22 protein-coding genes are annotated in these 26,017 nt (G+C 57.5%); 4 read left to right on the top strand and 18 right to left on the bottom strand.

Annotation, left to right across the window (positions count from 1 at the left end; all coding sequences use genetic code 11):
* Positions 1–45 precede the first annotated feature (45 nt).
* From ftsA to leuO, 18 genes are all read right to left on the bottom strand, one after another.
* Positions 46–1,308: a cell division protein FtsA gene (gene ftsA, locus HCK03_RS22205; RefSeq protein ID WP_004857881.1), complete on the bottom strand. Its 1,263-nt coding sequence runs from the start codon at positions 1,306–1,308 to the stop codon at positions 46–48.
* On the bottom strand, positions 1,305–2,141 hold the full coding sequence (gene ftsQ / locus HCK03_RS22210) for a cell division protein FtsQ (RefSeq protein WP_041144052.1): 837 nt from the start codon (positions 2,139–2,141) through the stop codon (positions 1,305–1,307). Before ftsQ ends, ftsA begins: the two co-directional genes overlap by 4 nt.
* A 1-nt stretch (position 2,142) precedes the next feature.
* Positions 2,143–3,063, bottom strand: a complete 921-nt coding sequence (locus tag HCK03_RS22215) for a D-alanine--D-alanine ligase (protein ID WP_167692196.1) — start codon at positions 3,061–3,063, stop codon at positions 2,143–2,145.
* Positions 3,056–4,531: a UDP-N-acetylmuramate--L-alanine ligase gene (murC, locus tag HCK03_RS22220; protein WP_041144050.1), complete on the bottom strand. Its 1,476-nt coding sequence runs from the start codon at positions 4,529–4,531 to the stop codon at positions 3,056–3,058. Before murC ends, HCK03_RS22215 begins: the two co-directional genes overlap by 8 nt.
* A gap of 47 nt (positions 4,532–4,578) precedes the next feature.
* Positions 4,579–5,649 (bottom strand): undecaprenyldiphospho-muramoylpentapeptide beta-N-acetylglucosaminyltransferase, encoded by a 1,071-nt coding sequence (gene murG, locus HCK03_RS22225; RefSeq protein ID WP_041144049.1) that lies wholly within the window; start codon positions 5,647–5,649, stop codon positions 4,579–4,581.
* A complete protein-coding gene (gene ftsW, locus HCK03_RS22230; protein ID WP_076946390.1) occupies positions 5,646–6,905 on the bottom strand; it encodes a cell division protein FtsW in 1,260 nt (419 codons plus the stop codon). Before ftsW ends, murG begins: the two co-directional genes overlap by 4 nt.
* Positions 6,905–8,221, bottom strand: a complete 1,317-nt coding sequence (gene murD, locus HCK03_RS22235; RefSeq protein ID WP_076946391.1) for a UDP-N-acetylmuramoyl-L-alanine--D-glutamate ligase — start codon at positions 8,219–8,221, stop codon at positions 6,905–6,907. The genes ftsW and murD overlap by 1 nt, the downstream gene beginning before the upstream one ends.
* 2 nt (positions 8,222–8,223) lie before the next feature.
* Complete coding sequence (gene mraY, locus HCK03_RS22240; protein ID WP_041144046.1) at positions 8,224–9,306, bottom strand: phospho-N-acetylmuramoyl-pentapeptide-transferase; 1,083 nt, start codon at positions 9,304–9,306, stop codon at positions 8,224–8,226.
* On the bottom strand, positions 9,300–10,658 hold the full coding sequence (murF, locus tag HCK03_RS22245; protein ID WP_167692197.1) for a UDP-N-acetylmuramoyl-tripeptide--D-alanyl-D-alanine ligase: 1,359 nt from the start codon (positions 10,656–10,658) through the stop codon (positions 9,300–9,302). Before murF ends, mraY begins: the two co-directional genes overlap by 7 nt.
* Positions 10,655–12,142 carry a UDP-N-acetylmuramoyl-L-alanyl-D-glutamate--2,6-diaminopimelate ligase gene (murE, locus tag HCK03_RS22250; RefSeq protein ID WP_167692198.1) on the bottom strand — a complete coding sequence of 496 codons (1,488 nt, stop codon included), beginning with the start codon at positions 12,140–12,142 and terminating at the stop codon, positions 10,655–10,657. Before murE ends, murF begins: the two co-directional genes overlap by 4 nt.
* Positions 12,129–13,895 (bottom strand): peptidoglycan glycosyltransferase FtsI, encoded by a 1,767-nt coding sequence (locus tag HCK03_RS22255; protein ID WP_041144043.1) that lies wholly within the window; start codon positions 13,893–13,895, stop codon positions 12,129–12,131. Before HCK03_RS22255 ends, murE begins: the two co-directional genes overlap by 14 nt.
* Positions 13,896–13,910: 15 nt before the next feature.
* Positions 13,911–14,276, bottom strand: coding sequence for a cell division protein FtsL (gene ftsL / locus HCK03_RS22260; RefSeq protein ID WP_004857854.1), 366 nt, complete (start codon positions 14,274–14,276; stop codon positions 13,911–13,913).
* Complete coding sequence (rsmH, locus tag HCK03_RS22265; protein ID WP_041144042.1) at positions 14,273–15,214, bottom strand: 16S rRNA (cytosine(1402)-N(4))-methyltransferase RsmH; 942 nt, start codon at positions 15,212–15,214, stop codon at positions 14,273–14,275. Before rsmH ends, ftsL begins: the two co-directional genes overlap by 4 nt.
* Position 15,215: 1 nt before the next feature.
* Complete coding sequence (gene mraZ, locus HCK03_RS22270; protein WP_041144041.1) at positions 15,216–15,674, bottom strand: division/cell wall cluster transcriptional repressor MraZ; 459 nt, start codon at positions 15,672–15,674, stop codon at positions 15,216–15,218.
* Between the two features lie 640 nt (positions 15,675–16,314).
* The gene (gene cra / locus HCK03_RS22275) at positions 16,315–17,319 is read right to left on the bottom strand and encodes a catabolite repressor/activator (RefSeq protein WP_041144040.1); all 1,005 of its coding nucleotides are present in this window, start codon (positions 17,317–17,319) and stop codon (positions 16,315–16,317) included.
* Between the two features lie 181 nt (positions 17,320–17,500).
* On the bottom strand, positions 17,501–17,992 hold the full coding sequence (gene ilvN, locus HCK03_RS22280; RefSeq protein WP_041144039.1) for an acetolactate synthase small subunit: 492 nt from the start codon (positions 17,990–17,992) through the stop codon (positions 17,501–17,503).
* A 2-nt stretch (positions 17,993–17,994) separates the two neighbouring features.
* The gene (gene ilvI, locus HCK03_RS22285) at positions 17,995–19,719 is read right to left on the bottom strand and encodes an acetolactate synthase 3 large subunit (RefSeq protein ID WP_041144038.1); all 1,725 of its coding nucleotides are present in this window, start codon (positions 19,717–19,719) and stop codon (positions 17,995–17,997) included.
* A 470-nt stretch (positions 19,720–20,189) separates the two neighbouring features.
* On the bottom strand, positions 20,190–21,158 hold the full coding sequence (gene leuO / locus HCK03_RS22290) for a transcriptional regulator LeuO (protein ID WP_143967981.1): 969 nt from the start codon (positions 21,156–21,158) through the stop codon (positions 20,190–20,192).
* 603 nt (positions 21,159–21,761) lie between these two features.
* Between leuO and leuL the strand changes: the two genes are divergently transcribed.
* From leuL to leuC, 4 genes are all read left to right on the top strand, one after another.
* A complete protein-coding gene (leuL, locus tag HCK03_RS22295) occupies positions 21,762–21,848 on the top strand; it encodes a leu operon leader peptide (RefSeq protein ID WP_115193567.1) in 87 nt (28 codons plus the stop codon).
* A gap of 94 nt (positions 21,849–21,942) precedes the next feature.
* Positions 21,943–23,514 carry a 2-isopropylmalate synthase gene (gene leuA / locus HCK03_RS22300; RefSeq protein WP_076946397.1) on the top strand — a complete coding sequence of 524 codons (1,572 nt, stop codon included), beginning with the start codon at positions 21,943–21,945 and terminating at the stop codon, positions 23,512–23,514.
* Positions 23,514–24,605 (top strand): 3-isopropylmalate dehydrogenase, encoded by a 1,092-nt coding sequence (leuB, locus tag HCK03_RS22305; RefSeq protein ID WP_041144036.1) that lies wholly within the window; start codon positions 23,514–23,516, stop codon positions 24,603–24,605. The genes leuA and leuB overlap by 1 nt, the downstream gene beginning before the upstream one ends.
* A 2-nt stretch (positions 24,606–24,607) precedes the next feature.
* The gene (gene leuC, locus HCK03_RS22310; RefSeq protein ID WP_041144035.1) at positions 24,608–26,008 is read left to right on the top strand and encodes a 3-isopropylmalate dehydratase large subunit; all 1,401 of its coding nucleotides are present in this window, start codon (positions 24,608–24,610) and stop codon (positions 26,006–26,008) included.
* The last annotated feature ends 9 nt before the right edge of the window (positions 26,009–26,017 follow it).

The raw sequence follows: 26,017 nt of genomic DNA on the forward strand, positions 1-26,017 counted from the left end.
TGCCTGTCGCCTGAGAACGCTAATTTTCTGCGTTCTCTTAAAAAATTAAAACTCTTTTCGCAGCCAGCTATTTAGTCGCTTAATCCACGAGCCAACTGATGCAGTTACGCGTTTTTCCACTTCTGCTTCACCACTAAGATGAGACTCCTTCCCGTAGTGCAGCAACCCAACCGCCGTTGAATAGTACGGCTCCTGGGCATAATCCGTTAAACCGGTAATGTTCAGCGGCGCACCGATACGCACCTGCGTATGGAACACCCGCTGCGCACAGGCGGCCAGGCCTTCAATTTGCGCCGCGCCGCCGGTTAACACAATCCCCGCCGCCAGATGGTGCTTCACGCCCTGCTGGCGGAGCTGCTCCTGCAGCTGCAGGATCTCTTCATTGACCAGGTTGAGCAGTTCGGTATAACGCGGCTCAATAACCTCTGCCAGCGTCTGACGCTGCAGGCTGCGCGGCGGGCGTCCGCCTACGCTCGGAACTTCGACGTTTTCGTCTTTACCGACGATTGAGCCCAGCGCGCAACCGTGGCGCACCTTGATCGCTTCGGCATCGCTCGGCGGCGTACCGAAGGCGTAGGCGATATCGCTGGTCACCACGTTGCCCGCGTACGGGATCACTTTGGTATGACGCAGCGCGCCGCCGGTATACACGGCGATATCCATTGTACCACCGCCGATGTCCACAACGCAGACGCCCAGCTCACGTTCATCTTCCGTCAACACGGAATAACTGGCCGCTAAACCGGCGAAAATGAGCTGGTCCACTTTCAGACCGCAGCGCTCCACCGCTTTAACAATATTTTTTGCCATATCGTTATGGCAGGTTATCAAATGTACTTTTGCCTGCATACGGACGCCAGACAGGCCAACCGGGTTTTTAATCCCCTCCTGGTAGTCAATGGCGTACTCCTGCGGGATGACGTGCAGTACGCGATGCTCATCGCGTACGCGGACCGACTTGGCGGTATGCACCACGTTCTCAACGTCGTCCAGCGTCACCTCTTCTTCTGAAATCGGCACCATACCAATTTCATTTTGACAGCTAATATGTTTACCTGAAAGCGCCAGGTACACTGACGAAATCTGGCAATCAGCCATCAGTTCGGCCTGGTCAATGGCGCGCTGTACGCATTTCACCACGGATTCCAGGTCGTTAACCCCGCCTTTATCCATACCACGCGATGGGCAGCTGCCCACGCCAATGATATTAACCACGCCGTCGGGCAGAACTTCCCCTACTAAAGCGGCAACCTTCGCGGTGCCAATCTCCAGTCCAACTACCAGCTTTCTGTCCGTCGCCTTGATCATTGTTGTTCTGCCTGTGCCTGATTCTGTTGTTGATTAGTTTCCTCAGCGGGAGCAGGCACCCAGCCTACCGCCGCGCCCGAGTCATAGCGCAAATCAACGTAGCTTATCCGTTTGCCATCGGTCTGCGCCTGCTGCTGAAGAACCGGGTAAAGTTCCATAAAGCGCTGAAGACGTTTCATGGTGTCGCCTCGGCCAAGGTTGAGCTTAATATCGTTATTAAGCGTCAGCTGCCAGGAGCGACGCGCGGTCATCGCCGCCACTTTCAACGTGAATTTATCCTTTGCCAGCACCTGCCCCATGTCGCGATATCCTTGCAACACTTCGTTCTCGCTGCCTTCCGGGCCATACAGCATCGGTAAATTCTGTTTATTGGTGCGATCCGCCGGGACGCTGAAAGAATTACCTTCTACGTCCACCATATGCTGATCATTCCAACGCGCAATCGGCACATATTCAACCAGATGAATCTTCAATTCGTCCGGCCACTGCTTTCTGACGCTCGCCTGTTTAATCCACGGCAGGCGCTCAATCTGACTTTGGATGATATTCACATCCTGGGTCATAAAGGTTCCCGGAGAACCCAGCGCCAGAATTGCCTGGCGAATATCGTCATTACGCGTGTAGTGACGCTCACCGGTTACCACCATCTTGGACAGCGGTAAACGCTGTGCGTCTTCCATCCAGCCCAGAACCATCCACCCGCTGACCAATACGGTACACAGCACCGCCAGCAGGAAGAAAATCCCCGCCAGACGAGTTCCATTACTTCGGCGCGAAGAAGACATTTCCTCTTCTTCTTCGTGGTTCCGCGTATTCAGCGCAGCCTGCGACATATCACCCCGCCAGGTCCAAAATTCGAACAACAAGCTGTGAGAAGCTCATCCCCGCCTGACGCGCCGCCATCGGCACCAGGCTATGGCTGGTCATGCCAGGAGAAGTATTCGCTTCCAACAGATAAAACTGGCCATCGCTGTCCAGCATGACGTCAATCCGTCCCCAGCCGCTACAGCCGAGAACATTCCAGGCTTTCAGTACCAGGGCCTGAATTTCTGACTCGCGGGCAGGATCCTCACAACCAGGGCAGAAATATTGCGTCTCATCAGAGAGATACTTCGCCTCATAATCATAGAAGGTTCCAGCCACATGGATACGAATTGACGGTAAAATTTCTTCACCGACGATAGCAACGGTGAATTCCGGTCCACTGAGCCATTTCTCAATCAGAACTTCATCATCATGCTGAAAAGCCAGCGCCAATGCATTGTGTAATTCACAGCTTTCGCTAACTTTCGACATGCCGACGCTTGAACCTTCACGGCTCGGCTTAATAATCAGCGGCAGCCCAAGCGCCGTAATCTGCTGCGCGACCTCCGCAGTAAGGCCCGCGTTGAACTGCGAACGGGTCAGCGCCACCCAGGGAGCAACGGGTAAGCCCGCGCCCTGCCACAGTAATTTACTGCGCACTTTATCCATGGAGATCGCCGAAGCCATCACGCCGCTGCCGGTATAAGGCAGCTGAATCAGCTCCAGCAGGCCCTGCAACGTTCCATCTTCCCCACCGCGACCGTGCAAAGCAATAAACGCTTTCTTAAAACCCAACGGCTTTAGCTGGGTAATGTCGACATCACGGGGATCGACAGGATGAGCGTCAACGCCCGCCTCACGCAGGCCGGCAAGCACCGCCGCGCCGGAGTTGAGCGACACCTCTCGCTCGGCGGAGGTCCCGCCGAAAAGAACCGCGATCTTATCAGCCACGGCGCTCCTCCTCCGCTTTATGCGGCATGAGTTTGATTTCAGCCAGGTGGCGGGCAATTTTTCCGATATTCCCCGCGCCCTGCACCAGCACCAGGTCGTTTCCGGTCAGCACGGACGCCAGCATCTCGGCCGCCTGGGCCGGGTCGGAAAGCAGAATCGGGTCCACTTTACCGCGGCCGCGAATTGTGCGGCACAGGGAGCGGCTATCGGCACCCGGGATCGGCGCTTCACCGGCGGAGTAGACGTCCAGCATCAGCAGCGCGTCGACCTGGGTCAGCACGTTGGCAAAATCGTCGTACAGATCGCGCGTACGGGTAAAGCGGTGCGGCTGGAACAGCATCACCAGATTTTTATCCGGCCAGCCGGCGCGGGCCGCCTTGATGGTCGCATCCACCTCCGTCGGGTGATGGCCGTAATCATCAATCAGCATCGCGCTGCCGCTTTTACCGTTGACCTCAGCCAGCGGATATTCGCCAAGGAAATCAAAGCGACGGCCGGTGCCCTGGAAGGCTTCCAGCGCCCGCAGGATCGCGTCGTCTTCAATGCCCTCTTCCGTCGCCACCGCCACGGCCGCCGCCGCATTCAGGGCATTATGGCGACCCGGTGCGTTTAGCGTGACCTGGATGACCTCTTTGTCCTGGCGCACCAGGCGGAAATGGCCCTGCGCGCCAAGCTGGCGATACTCTTCAATACGCACGTCGGCATCGTCGCTAAACCCGTAAGTCGTCGTCTGGCGGCCAACGCGCGGCAGCAGTTCACGAATGACCGGATCGTCCACGCACATCACCGCGCGTCCGTAGAACGGCAGGTTGTGCAGGAAGTTAACGAACGTCTGCTTCAGGTTTTCAAAATCGCCGTGGTAGGTATCCATGTGATCGGCTTCAATATTGGTCACAATGGCCACCATCGGCTGCAGATGCAGGAACGACGCGTCGCTCTCATCCGCTTCCGCAATCAGATAGCGGCTGTGCCCAAGACGGGCGTGCACGCCAGCGGCCTTAACCAGCCCGCCGTTGACGAAGGTCGGATCGAGGCCGGCCTCCGCATAAATACTCGAGACCATCGCGGTGGTCGTGGTTTTACCGTGCGTGCCGGCAATCGCGATGCCGTGACGAAAACGCATCAGCTCCGCCAGCATCTCTGCGCGACGGATAACCGGAATACGCGCTTCATGAGCGGCAACAATCTCAGGGTTTTCCGCAGAGATTGCGCTGGAAACCACCACCACGCTGGCATCGCGCACGTTTTCAGGGCGATGGTTGAAATAGATAGTGGCGCCAAGCTGAGCCAGCTGCTGCGTAACCGGATTCGGCGCCAGGTCGGAGCCGGAAATCTGGTAGCCTTCGTTGGCCAAAACTTCGGCAATACCGCCCATACCGGCACCGCCAATGCCAACAAAGTGAATGTGCCGGACGCGACGCATCTCGGGCACTATGGAACGCAGTTTTGCCAAATCTTGTGTATTCATTCTTTACGCCATCAACTTCTCTATTCGGGCGGTGAGATTCACCGCGATTAGCGCGCCAGTGCTGCAGCGCTCACTTCTTCCGCTACCCGTTCGGTAGCATCCGGAATCGAGGCTCTACGCGCTCGTTCCGCCATATCCAGCAGCGTTTCACGATCCCAGCCGGCCAGAGTTTGCGCCACGGCATCCACCGTGAACTGGGGCTGTTCGAGAATTTTCGCGGCTCCCGCTTTCTCCAGCGGCAGCGCGTTCCAGTACTGCTGGCGATCCTTATGCTGAAACGGCACAAACAGCGCCGGCAATCCTGCGGCGGCGATTTCGCTCACCGTCAGCGCGCCGGAACGACATACCACCACGTCGGCCCAGGCATATGCTGCCGCCATGTCATCAATAAATTCGGTCACCTTATGCTGCGGCTGCCCGGCATCAGCGTACGCCTGCTGTACCGTCTGCTGGGCGCCTTTACCGCTCTGGTGCCAGATGGTTACCGCGCCGTTCAGCTTCCCGGCCACCAGCGGCATAGTCTGGTTCAGTACGCGGGCGCCCTGCGAGCCGCCAACCACTAAAACGCGGGTCGGCCCCTGACGCCCCACCAGCCGCTGCTCCGGCAGAGGCAGCGCAAGCACATCGGTACGCACCGGGTTGCCCACCACGTCAGCGTGGGGAAACGCGCCGGGAAACGCCTGCATCACTTTCTTCGCAATTTTTGCCAGCCATTTATTGGTCAGGCCGGCGATACCATTCTGTTCGTGCAGCACCACCGGAATGCCCAGCGACCATGCCGCCAGTCCGCCGGGGCCGGAAACGTATCCGCCCATCCCCAGCACAACGTCCGGCTTGAAACGCTGCATAATCGCGCGCGCCTGACGCCAGGCGTTGAAAATACGCACCGGCGCCAGCAGCTGCGCCTTCAGGCCTTTGCCACGCAGGCCGGAGATGCGGATAAAATCGATCTCAATACCGTGCTTCGGCACTAAGTCCGCTTCCATACGATCGGCGGTACCCAGCCAGCGAACCTGCCAGCCCTGGTCCATTAAATGGTGCGCGACCGCCAGTCCCGGGAACACGTGCCCGCCGGTACCGCCCGCCATCACCATTAACCGCTTTTCCTGACCGCTCATCGAACACCCCGTGTAAACGCCTGGGCTTTTTCCAGACGCGTTTCATAATCAATACGCAACAGCAACATGATGGCCGTCGACATAATCAGCAAGCTGGAGCCGCCGTAGCTGATCAGCGGCAGCGTCAGGCCCTTAGTCGGCAGCATGCCCGCAGCCGCGCCGACGTTAACCAGCGCCTGGAAGCTAAACCAGATCCCGATCGCACAGGCCAGAAAGCCGGAGAAACGGTGGTCAATCTCCAGCGCTTTGCGGCCGATGGACATGGCGCGAAAAGCGACGAAGAATACCATTAAAAGAGCCAGTACCACACCGATATAACCGAGTTCTTCGCCGATGATGGCGAAGATGAAGTCAGTGTGCGCCTCCGGTAAATACTCCAGTTTTTGTACCGAGTTGCCTAAGCCCTGGCCCCACATTTCGCCGCGGCCAAAGGCCATCAGCGACTGGGTCAGCTGGTAGCCGCTGCCAAACGGATCCTCCCACGGGTTCCAGAAGGAGGTTACGCGGCGAATACGATACGGTTCGGCGAGGATCAGCAGCACCACCGCCGAGATCCCCATACCGATAATGGCAATGAACTGCCACAGCTTGGCCCCGGCGAGGAACAGCATCGCCAGAGTTGTCACGAACAGCACAACCACCGTTCCGAGGTCCGGCTGCGCCAGCAGCAGGATCGCCAGCACGAAAATTACGCCCATCGGTTTCAGGAAGCCGCGCAGGTTATTACGCACCTCATCGCCCTTACGTACCAGGTAGTTGGCGATGTAGCAGAACAGCGACAGCTTGGTAAACTCCGCGGGCTGAATACGCAGCGGGCCCAGCGCAATCCAGCGCGATGCCCCGTTTACCGAGCTCCCGACCACCAGCACGATCAGCAGCATCACGATCGAGGCGATCAGCATCGCGGTACTGTGCCGCTGCCAAAATTCCATCGGCAGGCGCAGGGTCACCAGCGCGAGCCCCAGCGCCAGCAGAATGTAGAGTCCGTCGCGCTTGGCAAACAAAAACGGATCGTTTGCCAGACGCTGGCCCACCGGCATCGAAGCCGAGGTCACCATGATGAAACCGACCGCAGCCAGGCCAAGCGTCAGCCACAGCAGCATCCGGTCATACATCACCAGGCTGTCGTTATCTTTCTGCCGCGAGCCCATCACCCAGCCCTTCAGCGCGGCAAACAGCCAGGAGAAGATACGCATACCCGGGAAACGCGGTAGCGTCGGTCGGGGCATTCTCAGGCGCGGGAGGGAGAGACGCATCAGCCTAACTCCTTCGCCAGGCGGGTAAAGATATCCCCCCGTTGTTCAAAGCTTTTGAACTGATCGAGGCTGGCGCACGCCGGCGACAGCAGCACCATATCGCCCGACTTCAGCAGCGGCGCAATCTGACGCATCGCCTGTTCCATAGTTTCCGTCTGCGTCGCCGCTTCAGGGCGCAGCGCCGCCAACTGCTCGCCGTCGCGACCGAAGCAGTAGAGGCGGATATTATCGCCGGCCAGGTAGCGCTTCAGCGGCGTGAAATCAGCGGATTTTCCGTCACCGCCGAGCAGCAGATAGAGCGTGCCGTCCAGATGCAGGCCGTTCAGCGCCGCTTCGGTGCTGCCAACGTTGGTGGCTTTGGAATCGTTTATCCAGCGCACGCCGTTATGATCCAGCGCCAGCTGGAAACGGTGCGCCAGGCCGGTAAAGGTGGTCAACGCTTTGAGGCTGCTGGCTCGCGGCAGACCCGCGGCATCCGCCAGCGCCAGCGCCGCCAGGGCGTTGCTGTAGTTATGCTGGCCGGTTATCGGCATCTCTTTGACGTTCAGCACTTTCTCACCCTTCACCCGCAGCCAGGTTTCTCCCTGCTGGCGGTTAAGGTGGTAGTCGCCGACGTCAACGCCAAAGCTGATGCAGCGGTCATCGGCGCCGCGCACCGGCATCGTCAATCCGTCATCGGCATTCACAATGCAGCTCTTCGCGTTTTCATAAACGCGCAGCTTGGCCGCCCGATACTGCTGCAGGCCGAGCGGATAGCGGTCCATATGATCTTCGGTCACGTTGAGGATCGTCGCGGCAACCGCCCGCAGGCTGGAGGTGGTTTCCAGCTGGAAGCTGGAAAGTTCGAGAACGTACAGCTCGCGCTCAGCATCCAGCAGCATCAGGGCCGGCAGGCCAATATTGCCGCCGACGCCGACGTTTACGCCGGCCGCTTTCGCCATTTCACCCACCAGGGTGGTGACGGTGCTTTTACCGTTTGAACCGGTGATCGCCACAATCGGCGCCTGCGCCTCGCGGCAGAACAGCTCGATGTCGCCAACGATTTCCACGCCGGCATCCATCGCCGCGCTCAGAGAGGGATGCGCCAGGGCGATACCCGGGCTTGCCACGATCAGATCGGCCGCCAGCAGCCAATCCTCATTCAGGCCGCCAACGTAGCGCTCCACTTCTTCCGGCAGCTTATCCAGGCCGGAAGGTGCAGCGCGAGTATCCATGACGCGCGGCGTCACGCCGCGGGCCATGAAAAAGTCCACGCAAGACAGGCCGGTCATACCCAGCCCAATAATGACGACTTTCTTACCCTGATAATCTGCCATGATTAACGTACCTTCAGCGTCGCCAGGCCAATCAGCACCAGCATCAGCGAAATAATCCAGAAGCGCACGATCACGCGCGGTTCCGGCCAGCCTTTCAGTTCATAGTGGTGATGAATCGGCGCCATTCGGAAGATGCGCTGACCGCGCAGCTTGAAGGAGCCGACCTGCAGAATGACCGACAGGGTCTCAACAACAAATACGCCACCCATAATAACCAGCAGGAATTCCTGACGCAGCAGCACGGCAATGATGCCCAGCGCGCCGCCGAGGGCCAGTGAACCCACGTCGCCCATAAAGACCTGAGCCGGATAGGTGTTAAACCACAGGAAGCCAAGGCCCGCACCGACGATCGCCGTACAGACGATAACCAGTTCGCCGGCGTGACGCAGATAGGGAATATGCAGGTAGTTGGCGAAGTTCATGTTGCCCGACGCCCACGCCACCAGCGCAAAACCGGCGGCCACAAACACGGTTGGCATAATCGCCAGGCCGTCGAGGCCATCGGTGAGGTTAACCGCGTTGCCGGTACCGACAATCACGAAGTAGGCCAGCAGAATGTACAGCAGCCCCAGCTGCGGCATGATGTCCTTGAAGAACGGCACCACCAGCTGGGTAGCCGGCGTGTCTTTCCCGGCCATATAGAGCGCAAAGGCAACGCCCAGCGCAATCACCGACATCCAGAAGTATTTCCAGCGGGCAATCAGGCCCTTGGTGTCTTTGCGCACCACTTTGCGATAGTCATCAACGAAGCCAATGATGCCGTAGCCTATCAGCACCGTCAGAACGCACCAGACGTACGGGTTAGAGGGGTAAGCCCACAGCAGGACCGATACCACAATCGCGGTGAGGATCATGATCCCGCCCATGGTCGGCGTACCGCGTTTGCTGAAGTGAGATTCCGGACCGTCGTTGCGCACAACCTGGCCGAAAGCGAGTTTTTGCAGACGAGCGATCATACGCGGGCCCATCCACAAAGAGATGAACAGCGCGGTCAGCAGGCTGACGATGGCGCGAAACGTCAGGTAGGAAAAGACGTTAAAGCCTGAATAATATTTGACCAAATGTTCGGCCAGCCATACTAACATGTTCCATTCTCCTGTAATGCGCGTACTACCTCTTCCATGGCGGCACTACGTGAACCCTTCACTAAAATGGTCAGAATTTTATGCTCTGCGATAAGCTCGCGCAGACGAGTCACCAGCGCGGATTTCTCGCTAAAGTGCTCACCCACGCCGCTGGCTGAGCTGATATCAGCGCTCAGCGCGCCAACGCTCAGTACGCGATCGAGCCCTGCCGCTTTCGCCGCTTCGCCCACCTGGCGATGGCAGGCGGTGCTTTCCGCGCCGAGCTCGGCCATATCGCCGACCACCAGCACCCGGTAGCCCGGCATTTCGGACAGCACCTGCACCGCGGCGGTCATCGAGCCGACGTTGGCGTTATAGGAATCATCAAGCAACAGCTGATTTTCCGTAAGCCGGATCGGGAACAGGCGCCCCGGCACCGCGGTAAGCTGAGCCAGCCCGGCCTTTACCGCGGCTAAATCAGCGCCGACCGCCATTGCCAGCGAGGCGGCTGCCAGCGCGTTGGCAATATTGTGGCGGCCCGGCAGCGGCAGCAGAACGTCCGTGCTCCCGGTCGGGGTTTGCAGGGTAAATTCCGTACCGTGGCTGGTGACGTGAACATTGGTCGCCGTAAAGTCGCTGTTGGCAGCGTTAGGCGAGAAGCGCCAAACCTTACGATCGCCGATGACGCTCTGCCAGTTCAGCCAGTCGTTATTGTCGGCGTTGAGAATGGCGATGCCGTTAGCCGGCAGGCCGGTAAAGATTTCGCCTTTCGCCTTCGCCACGCCCGCCAGCGAGCCAAAGCCCTCAAGGTGCGCGGCGGCCAGGTTGTTCACCAGCGCGGCTTCCGGACGCGTCAAACTCACGGTCCAGGCAATTTCGCCCTGATGGTTGGCGCCCAGCTCAATCACCGCATACCGGTGCTCGTGAGTCAGGCGCAGCAGCGTCATCGGTACGCCAATATCGTTATTCAGGTTGCCGGCGGTATACAGCGTTGTGCCGCACTGCCCGAGGATTGCCGCGGTCATCTCTTTCACCGAGGTTTTTCCGGAGGAGCCGGTCAGCGCGACCACGCGGGTCGGTACCTGCTGGCGCACCCATGCCGCCAGCTCGCCGAAAGCCTGCCGGGTATCCTTCACCACCACTTGGGGTAAATCGCACTCCAGCCTGCGGCTGACCAGCAGCGCGCCGGCGCCGGCCTGTTTTGCCTGTTCGGCAAAGTCGTGGGCGTCAAAGCGCTCACCCTTGAGGGCCACAAACAGGCAGCCCGCCGTTATCTTGCGGGTATCCGATGTGACCTCATCAATGGCCAGATCGCTACCCTGTAGTTCGCCGCTGGCGATGTCGGCAAGCTGAGAAAGCGTAAAGCGAATCATGCTACCGTCCCCAGTAAACGCGCGACGGTTACGCGATCGGAGTAGTCCAGGCGGCGATTGCCGACAATCTGGTAATCCTCGTGGCCCTTACCGGCGACCAGCACCACGTCACCCTCTTTCGCCTGCATAACGGCATTGGTCACCGCTTCCGCCCGACCTTCCATCACCTTCGCGTGCCCAGCATCAAGCATGCCGGCCAGGATATCGTTGATAATGGCGCGAGGCTCTTCGGTACGCGGGTTATCGTCGGTGACAACGGCAATATCGGCGAACTCTTCGGCGATAGCACCCATCAGCGGACGTTTGCCCTTATCGCGATCGCCGCCGCAGCCAAACACGCACCACAGCTTGCCGTTGCAGTGCAGACGCGCGGCCTGCAGCGCTTTTTCAAGCGCATCAGGCGTATGGGCGTAATCCACCACCACGGTCGCTTTGCCCGGCGCGCTAAACACTTCCATACGTCCGCAAACCGGCTGCAGACGAGAAGCCGTTTTCAGCAGCTCGGCCAGCGGATAGCCCAGCGCCAGCAGGGTAGCCAGCGCCAGCAGCAGGTTGCTGACGTTAAAGGCGCCCATCAGGCGGCTCTCTACTTCGCCCTTGCCCCAGCTGGAGTCAAACTGAATGGTCGCACCGCTGTCGTGATAGCTCACCGCGGTTGCCTTCAGCCAGCGGCCGTGACAGTTCGGATTAATATGGTCTTCCATCGATACCGCAACCGCATCCGGCAGCTTCGCCAGCCAGCGGCGGCCCACTTCATCATCGGCGTTGACGATCGCCTGACCGCAGTGGTGGGTGGAATAGAGCAGCCATTTCGCCGCTTCGTAGTGCGCCATATCACCGTGATAGTCCAGGTGATCGCGGCTCAGGTTGGTAAAGACCGAGGCGGCAAACTGCAGCGCGGCAACGCGGTGCTGAACCAGGCCGTGGGAAGAAACCTCCATCGCCGCCAGGGTCGCGCCCTGCTCCGCCAGACCGGACAGTACGTGCTGAACGTCTACCGCAGAGCCGGTGGTATTTTCCGTCGGGATAACCTTGTCCAGCAGGCCGTTACCTACCGTACCCATGACCGCACTGGTTTCGCCGAGCAGCTTGCCCCACTGCGCCAGTAGCTGAGTGGTGGTGGTTTTGCCGTTGGTCCCGGTTACGCCGATCAGGCGCAGCCGCTGCGAAGGCTGATGGTAAAAACGCCCGGCCAGCGCCGACAGGCGCTCGTTGAGCTGGCTAAGATAAATGACCGGCACGCCGTGCATTTCACGGATTTCACCGTCGCCAGCCTCATCTTTGGCCTCAGCTATAATGGCAGCAACACCTTGCGCTATCGCCTGCGGGATATAACGACGCCCGTCCGCCTGATGACCTAATACCGCGATAAAGAGATCCCCGGAAGCAGCCACCCGGCTGTCCAGCGTCATCTCTCGCAGAATTCGCTCCGGCGCATTTGGCACCCACGGAGCGAGAAGGTCGCGCAAATTACGATCTGCCACCTGTTCCCTCGCCTTGATTAATCACAAATTCACTTTTTTCGCCCGTTGCCAGCGCATCCGGTTCGATGTTCATGGTGCGCAGAACGCCGCCCATGATGGCACCGAAGACCGGCGCGGAAACGGCGCCGCCGTAGTATTTACCCGCCTGCGGGTCGTTGATCACCACCACCAGCGCGAAACGCGGGTGGCTGGCGGGCGCAACGCCTGCGGTGTAAGCAATATATTTGTTGATGTAGCGGCCGTCTGGCCCCACTTTTTTCGCCGTACCGGTTTTGATCGCGATGCGATAGCCCTTAATCGCCGCCTTCACGCCGCCGCCGCCAGGCAGCGCCACGCTTTCCATCATGTGCACAACGGTACGAACGAGAGGTTCCGGGAAGACTCGCTCGCCCGGAACCGGTGGATCAACTTTGGTAATCGACAGCGGGCGATACACGCCGTAGCTGCCGATCGTTGCGTAGACTCGCGCTAACTGTAACGGGGTTACCATTAGCCCATAGCCGAAAGAAAAGGTGGCCCTCTCTATGTCAGACCACCGTTGTTTTTGAGGGTATAAGCCACTGCGTTCTCCGACCAACCCCAAATTGGTCGCTTTTCCGAGCCCAAAACGTGAGTAAGTATCTACTAACGCTGAGGACGGCATCGCTAACGCCAGCTTGGAAACACCGACGTTACTCGACTTCTGTAGTACCCCGGTCAGGGTCAATTCGCTATAGCGCGCCACGTCTTTGATTTCGTGGCCGTTAATACGGTAAGGAATGGTATTCAGCACGGTATTTTCGTTGACGATCCCGCGCTGTAGCGCCGTCATCACCACCATCGGCTTCACCGTGGAACCCGGTTCGAAGACGTCGGTGATGGCGCGGTTACGCATGATATCTTTTGCCGTGCCGGAGAAATTATTCGGGTTGTAGGACGGGCTGTTGGCCATCGCCAGCACTTCGCCGGTGCTGACATCAACCAGCACCGCGCTTCCCGACTCCGCCTTGTTAAACGCCACCGCGTTGTTCAGTTCGCGATAAACCAGCGCCTGCAGGCGCTCGTCGATGCTCAGCGCGAGGTTATGCGCGGCCTGGCTGTCGGTCGAAGAGATATCTTCGATGACGCGGCCATAGCGGTCTTTACGCACGATACGCTCGCCCGGCTGGCCGGTAAGCCATTTGTCAAAGCTCTTCTCAACGCCCTCAATGCCCTGGCTATCGACGTTGGTAAAGCCGATAAGGTGAGAGGTGACTTCGCCTGACGGGTAGTAACGGCGCGACTCTTCGCGCAGGTGGATCCCCGGCAGCTTGAGCTTTCTGATGTAGTCGGCCATATCAGGATTGACCTGACGAGCCAGATAGATAAAGCGCATTCTCGGGTTGGTGTTGATGCGCGACGCCAGCTGATCCAGCGGCATATTCAGCGCATCCGCCAGCGCTTTCCAGCGGTTGTCGAGGGTGACGCCGCCGGCATCGTGCAGCTCTTTCGGATCGGCCCAGATCGCCTTCACCGGCACGCTCACCGCCAGCGGACGACCCGAACGGTCGGTAATCATCCCGCGCGCGGTCGACACTTCCTGTACGCGCAGGGAGCGCATATCGCCCTGACGCACCAGCATGTCCGGGCTGATAACCTGCAGCCACGCCACGCGGCCCAGCAGGAAAGTCAGAGCCAGCAGAATACAGCCGCACAGCAACGCAAAACGCCAACTGATAAAGTTGGCCTGTTCTTCCTGACGTTTTGGTCTTGGCGTTTTCGGCGCTGCTTTCATGCGTCGCAATAATCCTTATTTTTGTACAACGATATTTTCTTGTGATGGATCGACGTGTTGCATCTGCAACTTCTCGGTCGCGATCCGCTCAACCCGACTGTGATCGCCCAGGGCGTTCTCTTCGAGGATCAGGTTGCGCCATTCAATATCCAGCGCGTCACGTTCCAGAACTAACTGCTCGCGCTGGGCGGTTAACAAACGGGTATGGTGCGCCGTCGTTACCACCGTAATCGCCGTAATGATGATGCAAATGAACAGACAGAGTGGCAGCTTCCCAAACCGCAGAAGATCGTCCCCGATAACGCCAGGCAAGGCATGGCGCTCGTTGCTTCCTAACGATCCTTTAACCTTGCTTAAGGCTTCTGTCACTCTGCCGATCATGCGTTCGTCCTCTCTGCAATGCGCAGAACTGAACTACGGGCACGTGGATTCTCTGCCACCTCTTCTTCGCCCGGCATCAACTTGCCTAATGCTCGCAGCTCACGGCCGCCCAGTTTACTGAGCTGCTCTTCGGTCATCGGTAGCCCTGCCGGAACCTGCGGACCGCGGCTTTGCTCGCGCATAAAGCGCTTCACAATACGGTCTTCCAGCGAGTGGAAACTGATGATGGAAAGCCGCCCACCCGGGGCCAGCACGCTGAGCGAGCTTTTTAGCGCCTGCTCTATCTCCTCCAGTTCACTGTTCACCCAAATGCGCACCGCCTGGAAGGTACGGGTCGCGGGATGTTTGAACTTATCCTTCACCGGTGTTGCCGCCGTGACCACTTCCGCCAGCTCTTTGGTGCGGGTCATCGGCTCAATGCGGTTACGCTCGACGATGGCGCGCGCGATGCGCTTACCGAAGCGCTCTTCGCCAAAGGTCTTAATCACCCAGGCGATATCGGCCTCTTCGGCCGTCTGCAGCCATTCGGCGGCCGACTGGCCGCGCGTCGGATCCATGCGCATATCCAGCGGACCGTCACGCATAAACGAGAAGCCGCGCTCCGCGTCATCCAGCTGCGGCGACGAGACGCCAAGATCGAGAAGAATCCCGTCGATCTTGCCCGTCAGTTCGCGCTCACTAACATAATCTGCAAGCGCAGAAAAAGGTCCGTGTACGATGGAAAAACGGGGGTCATCAATGGTCTTCGCCACGGCGATTGCCTGCGGATCGCGATCGATTGCCAGCAGACGACCTTCCGCTCCCAGCTGGGAGAGGATCAGGCGCGAGTGGCCACCGCGACCAAAAGTGCCATCAATGTAGATACCATCCGGGCGAATATTCAGGCCGTTAACGGCTTCATCCAGAAGTACCGAAGTATGTTTAAAATTTTCCATCATTTTATAAAGACAAATCCTGCAGTCGCTCCGGCAGTTCCCCGGTTGCGGACTGCTCAGCGTCGATATCTTCCTTGACCCGTTGATACCAGGTCGTTTCATCCCACAGCTCAAACTTATTGAACTGCCCGACCAGCATCACTTCTTTTGTCAGCCCGGCATGCTGCCGTAACACCGGAGCGATCAAGAGCCGCCCGGCATTATCCATCTGACATTCGCTGGCATGTCCCAGAAGCAGACGCTGTACGCGCCGCTCAGCGGGGTTCATGCTCGACAAACGCGACAATTTTTGCTCGATGATTTCCCATTCAGGCAAGGGGTAAAGCAGCAGGCACGGGTGATGAATGTCAATGGTGCAAACCAATTGACCGGAAGCGCTCTCAATCAGCCCGTCGCGGTAACGCGTCGGTACGGCCAGACGGCCTTTGCTGTCGAGATTGACTAACGTTGCCCCACGGAACATGCCAGCCTCACCCCTTTTCGCCACTTTAACCCACAAATTCCCACCAGAAGGAGTTTACGGAGCGGAGGAAAAGCTTGTCAAGCCAGCACGAATACCAACGAAGCTTAAAAACCCATTATTTACCGCCGATATTAGGCCTGATGATAAAATCATCAACAAACGAGGCAAATTAACGTCATGAATACGTGTAAGAAAACAACCAACAAATTCGTAACAGTTAAAAGCAACAAAATATCTTCGGCGGGAAAATATAAAGTGTCAGTTTGCGACGCGAGCGGCATTTTAGGCGATTCTGATGCCCGTTAACAGTGCCTGATGTCTGCGGAGAGGCTCTCTTGTCGCGGGGTGGCGAAGATTGGGGGTATTGTCTGCGATAAAATGAGTGTTAATTCAGCGATTAACTCAGTGAATGTAACAAAATAATACAAATATCGGCCGGGAGATCTTTTCTTATACCCATCAGGTGCAAGAAAGCGCCTACTCCAGAATAAAACAAAATAATGCGTAAAGAAGTTTAGGGATTTGTCTGAAAGATATTCAGTTTTGCATTTTTAAGCCAATTTGTATGGATTATCGCCAGACGCGTATCCGTCTGGCGAGCGGCGGCAGAATTATCCCGGCAGCCTGCTGCCGGAAATATTCAACGACGGTTCAGGCTCCCGCGGCGATACAAATTCCGGCGAATCCGGCTTAGGCCAGGCTTTGGCTTGCGCGGTTCATCGAGGCTGGCGAGGACGATCTCCAGCACGCGCTCGGCAACGTCACGGTGGCGCTGAGCCACTGCCAGCACCGGACACTGGAGGAAATCCAGCAGTTCGTTATCGCCGAAGGTCGCAATCGCCAGCTCGGAGGGCAGCTTGCCTTCCCGACGCAGCGTCACGTCCATCACGCCCTGCAGCAGCGGGAACGAGGTGGTAAATAGCGCCTGCGGCATCGGATGGGTTTCCAGCCACTTTTCGAACAGCTGACCCGCCGCTTCGCGCTCGTAGCTGTTAGCGTAGAGATACTGCACCTCACGCGGATCGTCCTGCCACGCGGTCCGGAAGCCCTGCTCGCGCAGGAAGCTCACCGACAGCTCCGGCAAAGCGCCAAGATACAGCACGCTGTCGCCGGGGAATTTGCGCAGCTCAGCACCGAGCATTTCCGCATCGTCGCGATCGGCACCGACAACGCTGGTGAAGTGTTCACGATCGAGCGCGCGATCGAGCGCAACAATCGGGAACGGATCGTTGGCCCAGCGCTGATAGAACGGGTGCTCGGGCGGTAGTGAGGTCGACACGATAATCGCATCGACCTGGCGCTGCAGCAGGTGCTCAATGCAGCGCATCTCGTTATCGGGCTGATCTTCCGAACAGGCGATCAGCAGCTGATAGCCACGCTGGCGCGCCTGCCGCTCGAGGTAGTTAGCAATGCGGGTATAGCTGGTGTTTTCCAGATCCGGAATAACCAGACCAATAGAACGCGTGCGTCCTGCACGCAGGCCGGCAGCGACCGCATTCGGGTGATAGTTGTGTTCACGAACCACAGCCATCACCTTTTCGACCGTTTTATCGCTCACGCGGTACTGCTTCGCTTTACCGTTAATCACATAGCTAGCGGTGGTTCGCGAAACACCGGCCAGCCGGGCGATTTCATCCAGTTTCACAATTGCCCCTTGGGTAATTTAGTACAGAACATAACCTTTCTTCAGGTATGGATTCATTTTCATAACATCTAAACGCAGAACAGTTAGCACAGCAACCGGTTTTGTCTCCAGTTCCTACCGATTTCGCAAAAAAATAGCCCGACAGTTTGTGCCGGGCTATTTTTAGCTCATTTTCAGCGACTCAGCGCATTATTTTGTCGCCGCGCGACAGGCCAACGACGCCCGAGCGAGCAACTTCAACGATTCTCGCAACGTCACGCAGCGAGGCGATGAATGCATCCAGCTTATCGCTGGTGCCAACCAGCTGAACGGTGTAGATAGACGGGGTGACGTCAATAATCTGCCCGCGGAAGATCTCGGTGTTGCGCTTGACCTCCTCGCGGCCAAAGCCGCTTGCCTGCACCTTCACCAGCATAATCTCGCGCTCAACGTGCGAGTTTTGTCCGAGCTCGCTGACGCGCAGCACGTCTACCAGCTTATGCAGCTGCTTTTCGATCTGCTCAATCGCTTTCTCATCGCCCACGGTCTGAATCGTCATTCGCGAGAGCGTCGGGTCATCGGTGGGTGCCACCGTCAGGCTTTCAATGTTATACCCACGCTGCGCAAAGAGACCAATAACGCGCGATAAGGCTCCCGATTCGTTTTCCAGTAATACCGATAATATCCGGCGCATAATCAGGTTCTCTCCGTTTTGCTCAACCACATCTCGTCCATCCCGCCGCCGCGGATATGCATCGGATACACGTGCTCGCTGCCGTCAACCGTTACGTCGACGAAGACCAGACGATTATTACGCACCTGCTCCAGCGCTTCGGTCAGCTTCGACTCCAGCTCCTGCGGCTCGTTAATGCGAATCCCTACGTGACCATACGCTTCTGCAAGGCGGACAAAGTCCGGGAGCGACTCCATATACGACTGCGAGTGGCGGCCGGAATAGATCATGTCCTGCCACTGTTTCACCATCCCGAGATAGCGGTTATTCAGGTTCAGCACCAGAACCGGCAGTTCGTACTGCAGCGCGGTGGAAAGCTCCTGGATATTCATCTGAATACTGCCGTCGCCGGTGACGCAAATAACGGTCTCATCCGGCAGCGCCATCTTCACGCCGAGCGCCGCGGGCAGGCCGAAGCCCATCGTGCCCAGGCCACCGGAGTTGATCCAGCGTCTCGGCTTATCGAAGGGATAATAGAGCGCGGCAAACATCTGATGCTGGCCGACGTCGGAGGTGACGTAGGCATCCCCGTTGGTCAGACGCCAGATAGTCTCGATCACCGCCTGCGGTTTAATCTTGCCGCTTTGCTTATCGTATTGCAGGCAGTGACGCGCGCGCCACTGCTCGATCTGCTGCCACCAGTCGCGAAGCTCATCCAGCGGCTGCAGCGCCTCTTCCTGCCCCAGCAGCTCCAGCATCTGCTCCAGCACCTGACGGGCATCGCCAACGATCGGCACATCGGCCGGCACCGTTTTCGAAATTGACGTCGGATCGATGTCGATATGCAGCACCGTGGCATTCGGGCAGTATTTTGCCAGATTGTTGGTTGTGCGATCGTCAAAGCGCACGCCAACGGCGAAAATCACGTCGGAGTGGTGCATCGTCATATTGGCTTCATAGGTGCCGTGCATGCCCAGCATGCCCAGCGCCTGCTGGTGCGAGGCCGGGAAAGCGCCCAGCCCCATCAACGACGACGCGACCGGCAGATTCAGTTTTTCCACCAGGCTGTACAGCTGCTCTTCGCATTGGGCGTTAATCGCCCCGCCGCCAACGTATACCACCGGATGTTTGGCCGCGATCAGCGTTTGCAGAGCGCGTTTAATTTGTCCTTTATGCCCGCTGGTTGTCGGGTTATAGGAGCGCATGCTGACCGCATCCGGCCAGACGTACGGCAGTTTGTTCGCCGGGTTGAGGATATCTTTCGGCAGATCGACAACAACCGGGCCGGGACGGCCGCTGGCTGCCAGCCAGAAAGCTTTCTTCAGGACGCCGGGGATATCTTCAGTTTGCTTAACCAGGAAGCTGTGCTTCACCACCGGTCGGGAAATACCGACCATGTCGCACTCCTGGAAGGCGTCGTAACCAATCAGGGAAGTCGCCACCTGTCCGGAGAGGATTACCAGGGGGATAGAGTCCATGTAAGCCGTCGCAATGCCGGTAATGGCGTTTGTGGCCCCGGGCCCGGAGGTCACCAGCACGACCCCGACTTCGCCCGTTGCGCGGGCGAGACCGTCCGCCATATGCACCGCGGCCTGCTCGTGGCGGACCAAAATATGATCGATACCGCCGAGGGTATGTAGCGCATCATAGATATCGAGGACCGCCCCCCCGGGATAACCGAATACTTGCTTGACGCCCTGATCGACAAGCGACTGGACGACCATCTCGGCTCCTGACAACATCTCCATGGTTTGCCTCCCGGCTTATTGTTTTTAACGACAGCGGAACTCAATTTCCGCGCGTTCGCGCAATGCGCAGAGTTTCGTCTTCGCATTGAGGTGAATGGACTGCGTGCCTTTACCATAACTGGTCGCTAACGGGCAGGCAATTCACTACCGCGGGGACATGAGAGGTATTAAAAGAATAAAAAAGAGGATTTTATAAAAAATCAGGTGGAAAACTTCACCGACAGGAATTGACGCAAATCATTACTCGGACAAATTGCCGTGCCGCAGGAAATCATCCATTTTTCATCTGAATCTGCCGCTAGCTGCCGCCGCTAAACAGAATAAAATTCTGCCTTATTGCTTACTAATAGATAAAACCATCCGAAAATCGCCGCGGCGTTAGCCCCGGTCAGCGACAGGCCCAAATATCCCCTGCTGCCCGCTCACAAAGCAGGAGCCGCGGCTCCCGTTTGTGGTGATGTACGCACAGATTAGCGCCGGCAGATACTGACCAGCAGTTCTTCCATCCACTGGTGGCCTTTATCGCGACCCGCGGCTTCGTGCCATGAGAGATAGCAGGTCCGGCTATTAACCTGCAGCGGCAGCGTGACCAGCTGCAGGTTAAGCTTATCCGCGAATTCAGCCGCCAGCCAACGCGGCGCAATAGCCACCATTTGCGTTTGCGAAACCACGTTTAATACGCTGACCATCGCATTGCCCTGATAGGCAATTCGCGCCTGTTTATCGAGAGTGTCATACCAGGGCTGGCTGAATGAAGCATAGCGATCCAGGGCCACAACCGCGTGCTCTTCCCGATAAATGTCCTCTTCCGCCAGCAATCCGCTAATACGCGGATGCTGACGACTGGCGACTAATACCATCTCATCGTTAAACAGCGGCACGCAGGCAAATTCAGGGCGGCGAAACTCTTCATAGCCCACCACGAATTCAATTTCCTGATAACGTAATTGATGGTCGGTATTTTGATTCAGCGCCGATTTAAAAATCAAATGAATATTTGGCGCGGCTTCACTAACTTTATTGAGGATTGTGGCGGTCAAATAGTTATCCAGCGGGCTGCACACGCATAAATTAAACACCCGCTCGCTGCTTATTGGCTCAAAGCCGGAGCCCGGCAGCTCGTTCTGCACCAGCTGCAGAGCCTGGCGCACCGAGCCAAACAGCTGGAACGCACGCGCCGTTGGCTGAATCCCGCGGCCGTAGCGCACGAACAGCTCGTCATTAAACATCACCTTCAGACGCGATACCGCGTTGCTGACCGCCGGCTGCGACATCCCCAGCGAATGCGCCGCACGAGTAATATTCTGCTCCTGCATCACCGCATCAAAGACGGTGAGCAGATTGAGATCGACCATGCGTAGCTGAGGTTTCGTCACCTCCGTCGCAGGGGCTGCTTGATATTCAATACTTTCAATTATCATATCTAATTTCACCATCAGGCTAAATTCCCTTTGCACAAGTACAGTAATTAATGCTGAAAATATCATTTATCACGCATATGAAATTTGCAAAAGGGTAAAAATGAATTTTAGGAATATATCAAAGTTATGATTTCGGAAAAAATAAGCAGAATGAGAAAATAGCCGATTCATTTTAACTATATCGATTACTTGATGGCGCTAAGTTTACTCATAACTTATAAGGATAAACAACGGCAGGAATAGTTAACTTAAATTGAAGCAGCATTAAAGTATCGAGTGAACACGCTATTAAAATTAACATATCGTTATCATAGATAATTAGCCTGAACTCATTTAAATACATTCACATGGTAAATATTCTCAGTCTTTTCATTAAGATGGCTGCCGTCGCCGCCGCGACAGCGTGAGGCCTTGAATGAAAAGGAAATTGTGTGAATGTTTTAAATGGCCTCGCCCCTGCCGCAGCGCCAAAAACGATTGTCGGCAAAAAAGCGCGATCTTCAGCACAATTAGCTAATTCAGTGACAAGGTAAAAAGACGTTTTTCCCCCTCAGGGGTTGACATCAAAAGGCGTATCCAGTAACTCTAAAAGCATATCGATTTCATCTGGAGTATGACGCAATGATTCGCAGCACTCGTTTCACCAGCCTACTACTACTAAACGCATCCAATTTGCGCGGTAGGCTGCTGGGCGACGTTAAGCGTTAGTCATCTTCCAGTAAGACTATAAAACCCGCGCCATTGCGCGGGTTTTTTTATGCTCGTCAGCAAGGCGCCCAGGACACCGATTAAGGATTTAACCATGAGCCAGCAAGTCATTATTTTCGATACGACCTTACGTGACGGTGAACAAGCGTTACAGGCCAGCCTGAGCGTTAAAGAGAAGCTGCAGATTGCCCTGGCCCTTGAGCGTATGGGCGTAGACGTGATGGAAGTCGGCTTCCCTGTCTCATCTCCGGGCGACTTTGAATCCGTACAGACCATCGCGCGCACCATCAAAAACAGCCGCGTCTGCGCCCTGGCGCGCTGCGTAGAGAAAGATATCGATGTCGCGGCCGAATCCTTAAAAATCGCCGAAGCGTTCCGTATTCATACGTTTATCGCCACCTCGCCGATGCACATTGCCACCAAGCTGCGCAGCACCCTCGATGAGGTGATCGAGCGTTCAATCTATATGATTAAACGCGCCCGTAACTATACCGACGACGTTGAGTTCTCCTGCGAAGATGCCGGCCGTACGCCGATTGCTGACCTGGCGCGCGTCGTTGAAGCCGCCATCCGCGCCGGCGCTACCACCATTAACATCCCGGACACCGTCGGCTACACCATGCCGTTCGAATTCTCCAACATCATTACCGGCCTGTACGAGCACGTGCCGAACATCGACAAAGCGATCATTTCAGTTCACACCCATGACGATTTGGGCTTAGCCGTCGGCAACGCCATTGCCGCCGTCCACGCCGGCGCGCGCCAGGTCGAAGGCGCCATGAACGGCATCGGCGAACGCGCGGGCAACTGCTCACTGGAAGAAGTGATCATGGCCATCAAGGTGCGTAAAGACATTATGGACGTGCGCACCCGCATCAATCACAACGAAATCTGGCGCACCAGCCAGACCGTCAGCCAGATTTGCAACATGCCGATCCCGGCGAACAAAGCCATCGTCGGCACCGGCGCTTTCGCCCACTCTTCCGGTATTCACCAGGACGGCGTGCTGAAGAACCGCGAAAACTACGAAATCATGACCCCGGAATCCATCGGCCTGAATCAGGTACAGCTGAACCTGACCTCCCGCTCCGGCCGCGCGGCGGTGAAACACCGCATGGAAGAGATGGGCTACAAGGAAAGCGACTACAACATGGACCACCTGTATGACGCCTTCCTGAAGCTGGCGGACAAAAAAGGTCAGGTCTTCGACTACGACCTGGAAGCGCTGGCCTTTATTAACAAGCAGCAGGAAGAGCCTGAGCATTTCCGCCTGGACTACTTCAGCGTGCAGTCCGGCTCCAACGCCATCGCCACCGCCTCCGTCAAGCTGGCCTGCGGCGATGAAGTGAAGTCCGAAGCGGCTAACGGCAACGGTCCGGTCGATGCCGTATATCAGGCCATCAACCGCGTTACGGCGTATGACATCGAGCTGGTTAAGTATGGTTTAAGCGCCAAGGGCCACGGTAAAGATGCGCTGGGCCAGGTGGATATCGTCGTTAACTACAACGGTCGCCGCTTCCACGGCGTCGGGCTGGCGACGGATATCGTGGAGTCCTCGGCGAAGGCGATGGTTCACGTCCTGAACAACATCTGGCGCGCCGCTGAAGTCGAAAAAGAGTTGCAACGCAAAGCTCAGAATAACGAGAACAATAAGGAAACCGTGTAATGTCGAAGAATTATCATATTGCTGTTTTGCCAGGTGATGGCATTGGCCCGGAAGTCATGAACCAGGCGATGAAAGTACTGGAAGCCGTCCGTAACCGTTTCGATATGCGCATTACTACCAGCCAGTATGACGTTGGCGGCATCGCCATCGACCGCCAGGGCACTCCGCTGCCGCAGGCAACCGTAGACGGCTGCGAGCAGGCAGACGCCATTCTGTTCGGCTCGGTCGGTGGCCCAAAATGGGAACACCTGCCGCCGGCAGAGCAGCCGGAGCGCGGCGCGCTGCTGCCGCTGCGTAAACATTTCAAGCTGTTCAGCAACCTGCGTCCGGCGAAGCTGTATCAGGGGCTGGAAGAGTTTTGCCCGCTGCGCGCGGATATCGCCGCCAACGGCTTCGATATCCTGTGCGTCCGTGAACTGACCGGCGGCATCTACTTCGGCCAGCCGAAGGGTCGTGAAGGCAGCGGCCATCACGAGAAAGCGTTTGATACCGAGGTTTACCACCGCTTTGAGATCGAGCGCATTGCGCACATCGCGTTTGAATCGGCCCGCAAGCGCCGGAGCAAAGTGACTTCTATCGACAAAGCCAACGTGCTGCAGTCCTCCATTCTGTGGCGCGAAATCGTCGGCGAAATCGCCAAAGAGTACCCGGACGTTGAGCTGGCGCACATGTACATCGACAACGCCACCATGCAGCTGATTAAAGACCCGTCCCAGTTCGACGTGCTGCTGTGCTCCAACCTGTTCGGCGACATCCTGTCCGACGAATGCGCGATGATCACCGGCTCAATGGGCATGCTGCCCTCCGCCAGCCTCAATGAACAAGGCTTTGGCCTGTACGAGCCGGCAGGCGGCTCGGCGCCGGATATCGCCGGCAAGAACATCGCTAACCCGATCGCCCAAATCCTGTCGCTGGCGCTGCTGCTGCGCTACAGCCTCGATGCGGACGCGGCGGCAACGGCTATCGAAAGCGCGATCAACCGCGCATTAGAAGAAGGCATCCGTACCGGCGATTTAGCGCGCGGTGCGGCGGCGGTCAGTACCGATGAAATGGGCGACATCATTGCCCGCTATGTCGCTGAAGGGGTGTAATCATGGCGAAGACGTTGTATGAAAAATTGTTTGATGCACACGTGGTTTATGAAGCGCAAAACGAAACCCCGCTGCTGTACATCGACCGTCATCTGGTACACGAAGTAACCTCCCCGCAGGCGTTTGACGGCCTGCGCGCGCACAACCGCCAGGTGCGCCAGCCGGGAAAAACCTTCGCCACCATGGATCATAACGTTTCGACTCAGACCAAAGACATCAACGCGTCCGGCGAAATGGCGCGTATCCAGATGCAGGAGCTGATTAAGAACTGTAACGAATTCGGCGTTGAGCTGTATGACCTGAACCACCCGTATCAGGGGATCGTTCACGTCATGGGCCCTGAGCAGGGCGTAACCCTGCCGGGGATGACCATCGTCTGCGGCGACTCCCATACCGCGACCCACGGCGCGTTCGGCGCGCTGGCTTTCGGCATCGGGACCTCTGAAGTCGAGCACGTGCTGGCCACCCAGACCCTGAAGCAGGGCCGCGCCAAAACGATGAAGATTGAAGTTCAGGGCCAGGCGGCACCCGGCATCACCGCGAAAGATATCGTGCTGGCGATCATCGGCAAAACCGGCAGCGCCGGCGGTACCGGCCACGTGGTCGAATTCTGCGGCGAAGCCATTCGCAACCTGAGCATGGAAGGTCGCATGACCCTGTGCAACATGGCCATCGAGATGGGCGCGAAAGCGGGCCTGGTGGCACCGGACGCAACCACCTTTGATTACGTGAAGGGCCGTCTGCACGCGCCTAAAGGCCAGGATTTTAGCGATGCGGTCGCATACTGGGAAACCCTGACCACCGACGCCGACGCCACCTTTGACAGCGTCGTCACCTTACAGGCCGCAGAGATTGCTCCGCAGGTCACCTGGGGAACCAACCCGGGCCAGGTTATCTCCGTCACCGACCTGATCCCCGACCCGGCCTCTTTCGCCGATCCGGTAGAGCGCGCAAGCGCGGAAAAAGCGCTGGCCTATATGGGCCTGAAGCCGGGCATCCCGCTGACCGACGTCGCGATTGATAAAGTCTTTATCGGCTCCTGTACCAACTCGCGCATTGAAGACTTACGCGCGGCGGCCGAAATTGCCAAAGGGCGTAAAGTCGCGCCGGGCGTGCAGGCGCTGGTTGTCCCAGGCTCCGGTCCGGTGAAGGCGCAGGCGGAAGCGGAAGGCCTGGATAAGATCTTTATCGAAGCTGGCTTTGAATGGCGTCTGCCGGGCTGCTCCATGTGCCTGGCAATGAACAACGACCGCCTGAACCCCGGCGAGCGCTGCGCATCCACCAGCAACCGTAACTTTGAAGGCCGTCAGGGCCGCGGCGGACGTACTCACTTAGTCAGCCCGGCCATGGCCGCAGCGGCGGCCGTCAGCGGCCATTTCGCCGACATTCGCGACATTAAATAAGGAGACCAT

Origin of the sequence: Klebsiella terrigena (assembly GCF_012029655.1) — a bacterium.
GTDB classification, from domain to species: domain Bacteria; phylum Pseudomonadota; class Gammaproteobacteria; order Enterobacterales; family Enterobacteriaceae; genus Klebsiella; species Klebsiella terrigena.

What these genes read in the sequence shown, in the direction of transcription:
- leuC (WP_041144035.1), top strand. Translation starts at nt 24,608, where the DNA reads ATGGCGAAGACGTTGTATGAAAAATTGTTTGATGCACACGTGGTTTAT.
- leuB (WP_041144036.1), top strand. Translation starts at nt 23,514, where the DNA reads ATGTCGAAGAATTATCATATTGCTGTTTTGCCAGGTGATGGCATTGGC.
- mraY (WP_041144046.1), bottom strand. Translation starts at nt 9,306, where the DNA reads ATGTTAGTATGGCTGGCCGAACATTTGGTCAAATATTATTCAGGCTTT.
- ftsL (WP_004857854.1), bottom strand. Translation starts at nt 14,276, where the DNA reads ATGATCGGCAGAGTGACAGAAGCCTTAAGCAAGGTTAAAGGATCGTTA.
- HCK03_RS22255 (WP_041144043.1), bottom strand. Translation starts at nt 13,895, where the DNA reads ATGAAAGCAGCGCCGAAAACGCCAAGACCAAAACGTCAGGAAGAACAG.
- ilvN (WP_041144039.1), bottom strand. Translation starts at nt 17,992, where the DNA reads ATGCGCCGGATATTATCGGTATTACTGGAAAACGAATCGGGAGCCTTA.
- murD (WP_076946391.1), bottom strand. Translation starts at nt 8,221, where the DNA reads ATGGCAGATTATCAGGGTAAGAAAGTCGTCATTATTGGGCTGGGTATG.
- murG (WP_041144049.1), bottom strand. Translation starts at nt 5,649, where the DNA reads ATGAGCGGTCAGGAAAAGCGGTTAATGGTGATGGCGGGCGGTACCGGC.
- ftsW (WP_076946390.1), bottom strand. Translation starts at nt 6,905, where the DNA reads ATGCGTCTCTCCCTCCCGCGCCTGAGAATGCCCCGACCGACGCTACCG.
- ilvI (WP_041144038.1), bottom strand. Translation starts at nt 19,719, where the DNA reads ATGGAGATGTTGTCAGGAGCCGAGATGGTCGTCCAGTCGCTTGTCGAT.
- murC (WP_041144050.1), bottom strand. Translation starts at nt 4,531, where the DNA reads ATGAATACACAAGATTTGGCAAAACTGCGTTCCATAGTGCCCGAGATG.
- leuL (WP_115193567.1), top strand. Translation starts at nt 21,762, where the DNA reads ATGATTCGCAGCACTCGTTTCACCAGCCTACTACTACTAAACGCATCC.
- murF (WP_167692197.1), bottom strand. Translation starts at nt 10,658, where the DNA reads ATGATTCGCTTTACGCTTTCTCAGCTTGCCGACATCGCCAGCGGCGAA.
- ftsA (WP_004857881.1), bottom strand. Translation starts at nt 1,308, where the DNA reads ATGATCAAGGCGACGGACAGAAAGCTGGTAGTTGGACTGGAGATTGGC.
- ftsQ (WP_041144052.1), bottom strand. Translation starts at nt 2,141, where the DNA reads ATGTCGCAGGCTGCGCTGAATACGCGGAACCACGAAGAAGAAGAGGAA.
- rsmH (WP_041144042.1), bottom strand. Translation starts at nt 15,214, where the DNA reads ATGATGGAAAATTTTAAACATACTTCGGTACTTCTGGATGAAGCCGTT.
- leuA (WP_076946397.1), top strand. Translation starts at nt 21,943, where the DNA reads ATGAGCCAGCAAGTCATTATTTTCGATACGACCTTACGTGACGGTGAA.
- mraZ (WP_041144041.1), bottom strand. Translation starts at nt 15,674, where the DNA reads ATGTTCCGTGGGGCAACGTTAGTCAATCTCGACAGCAAAGGCCGTCTG.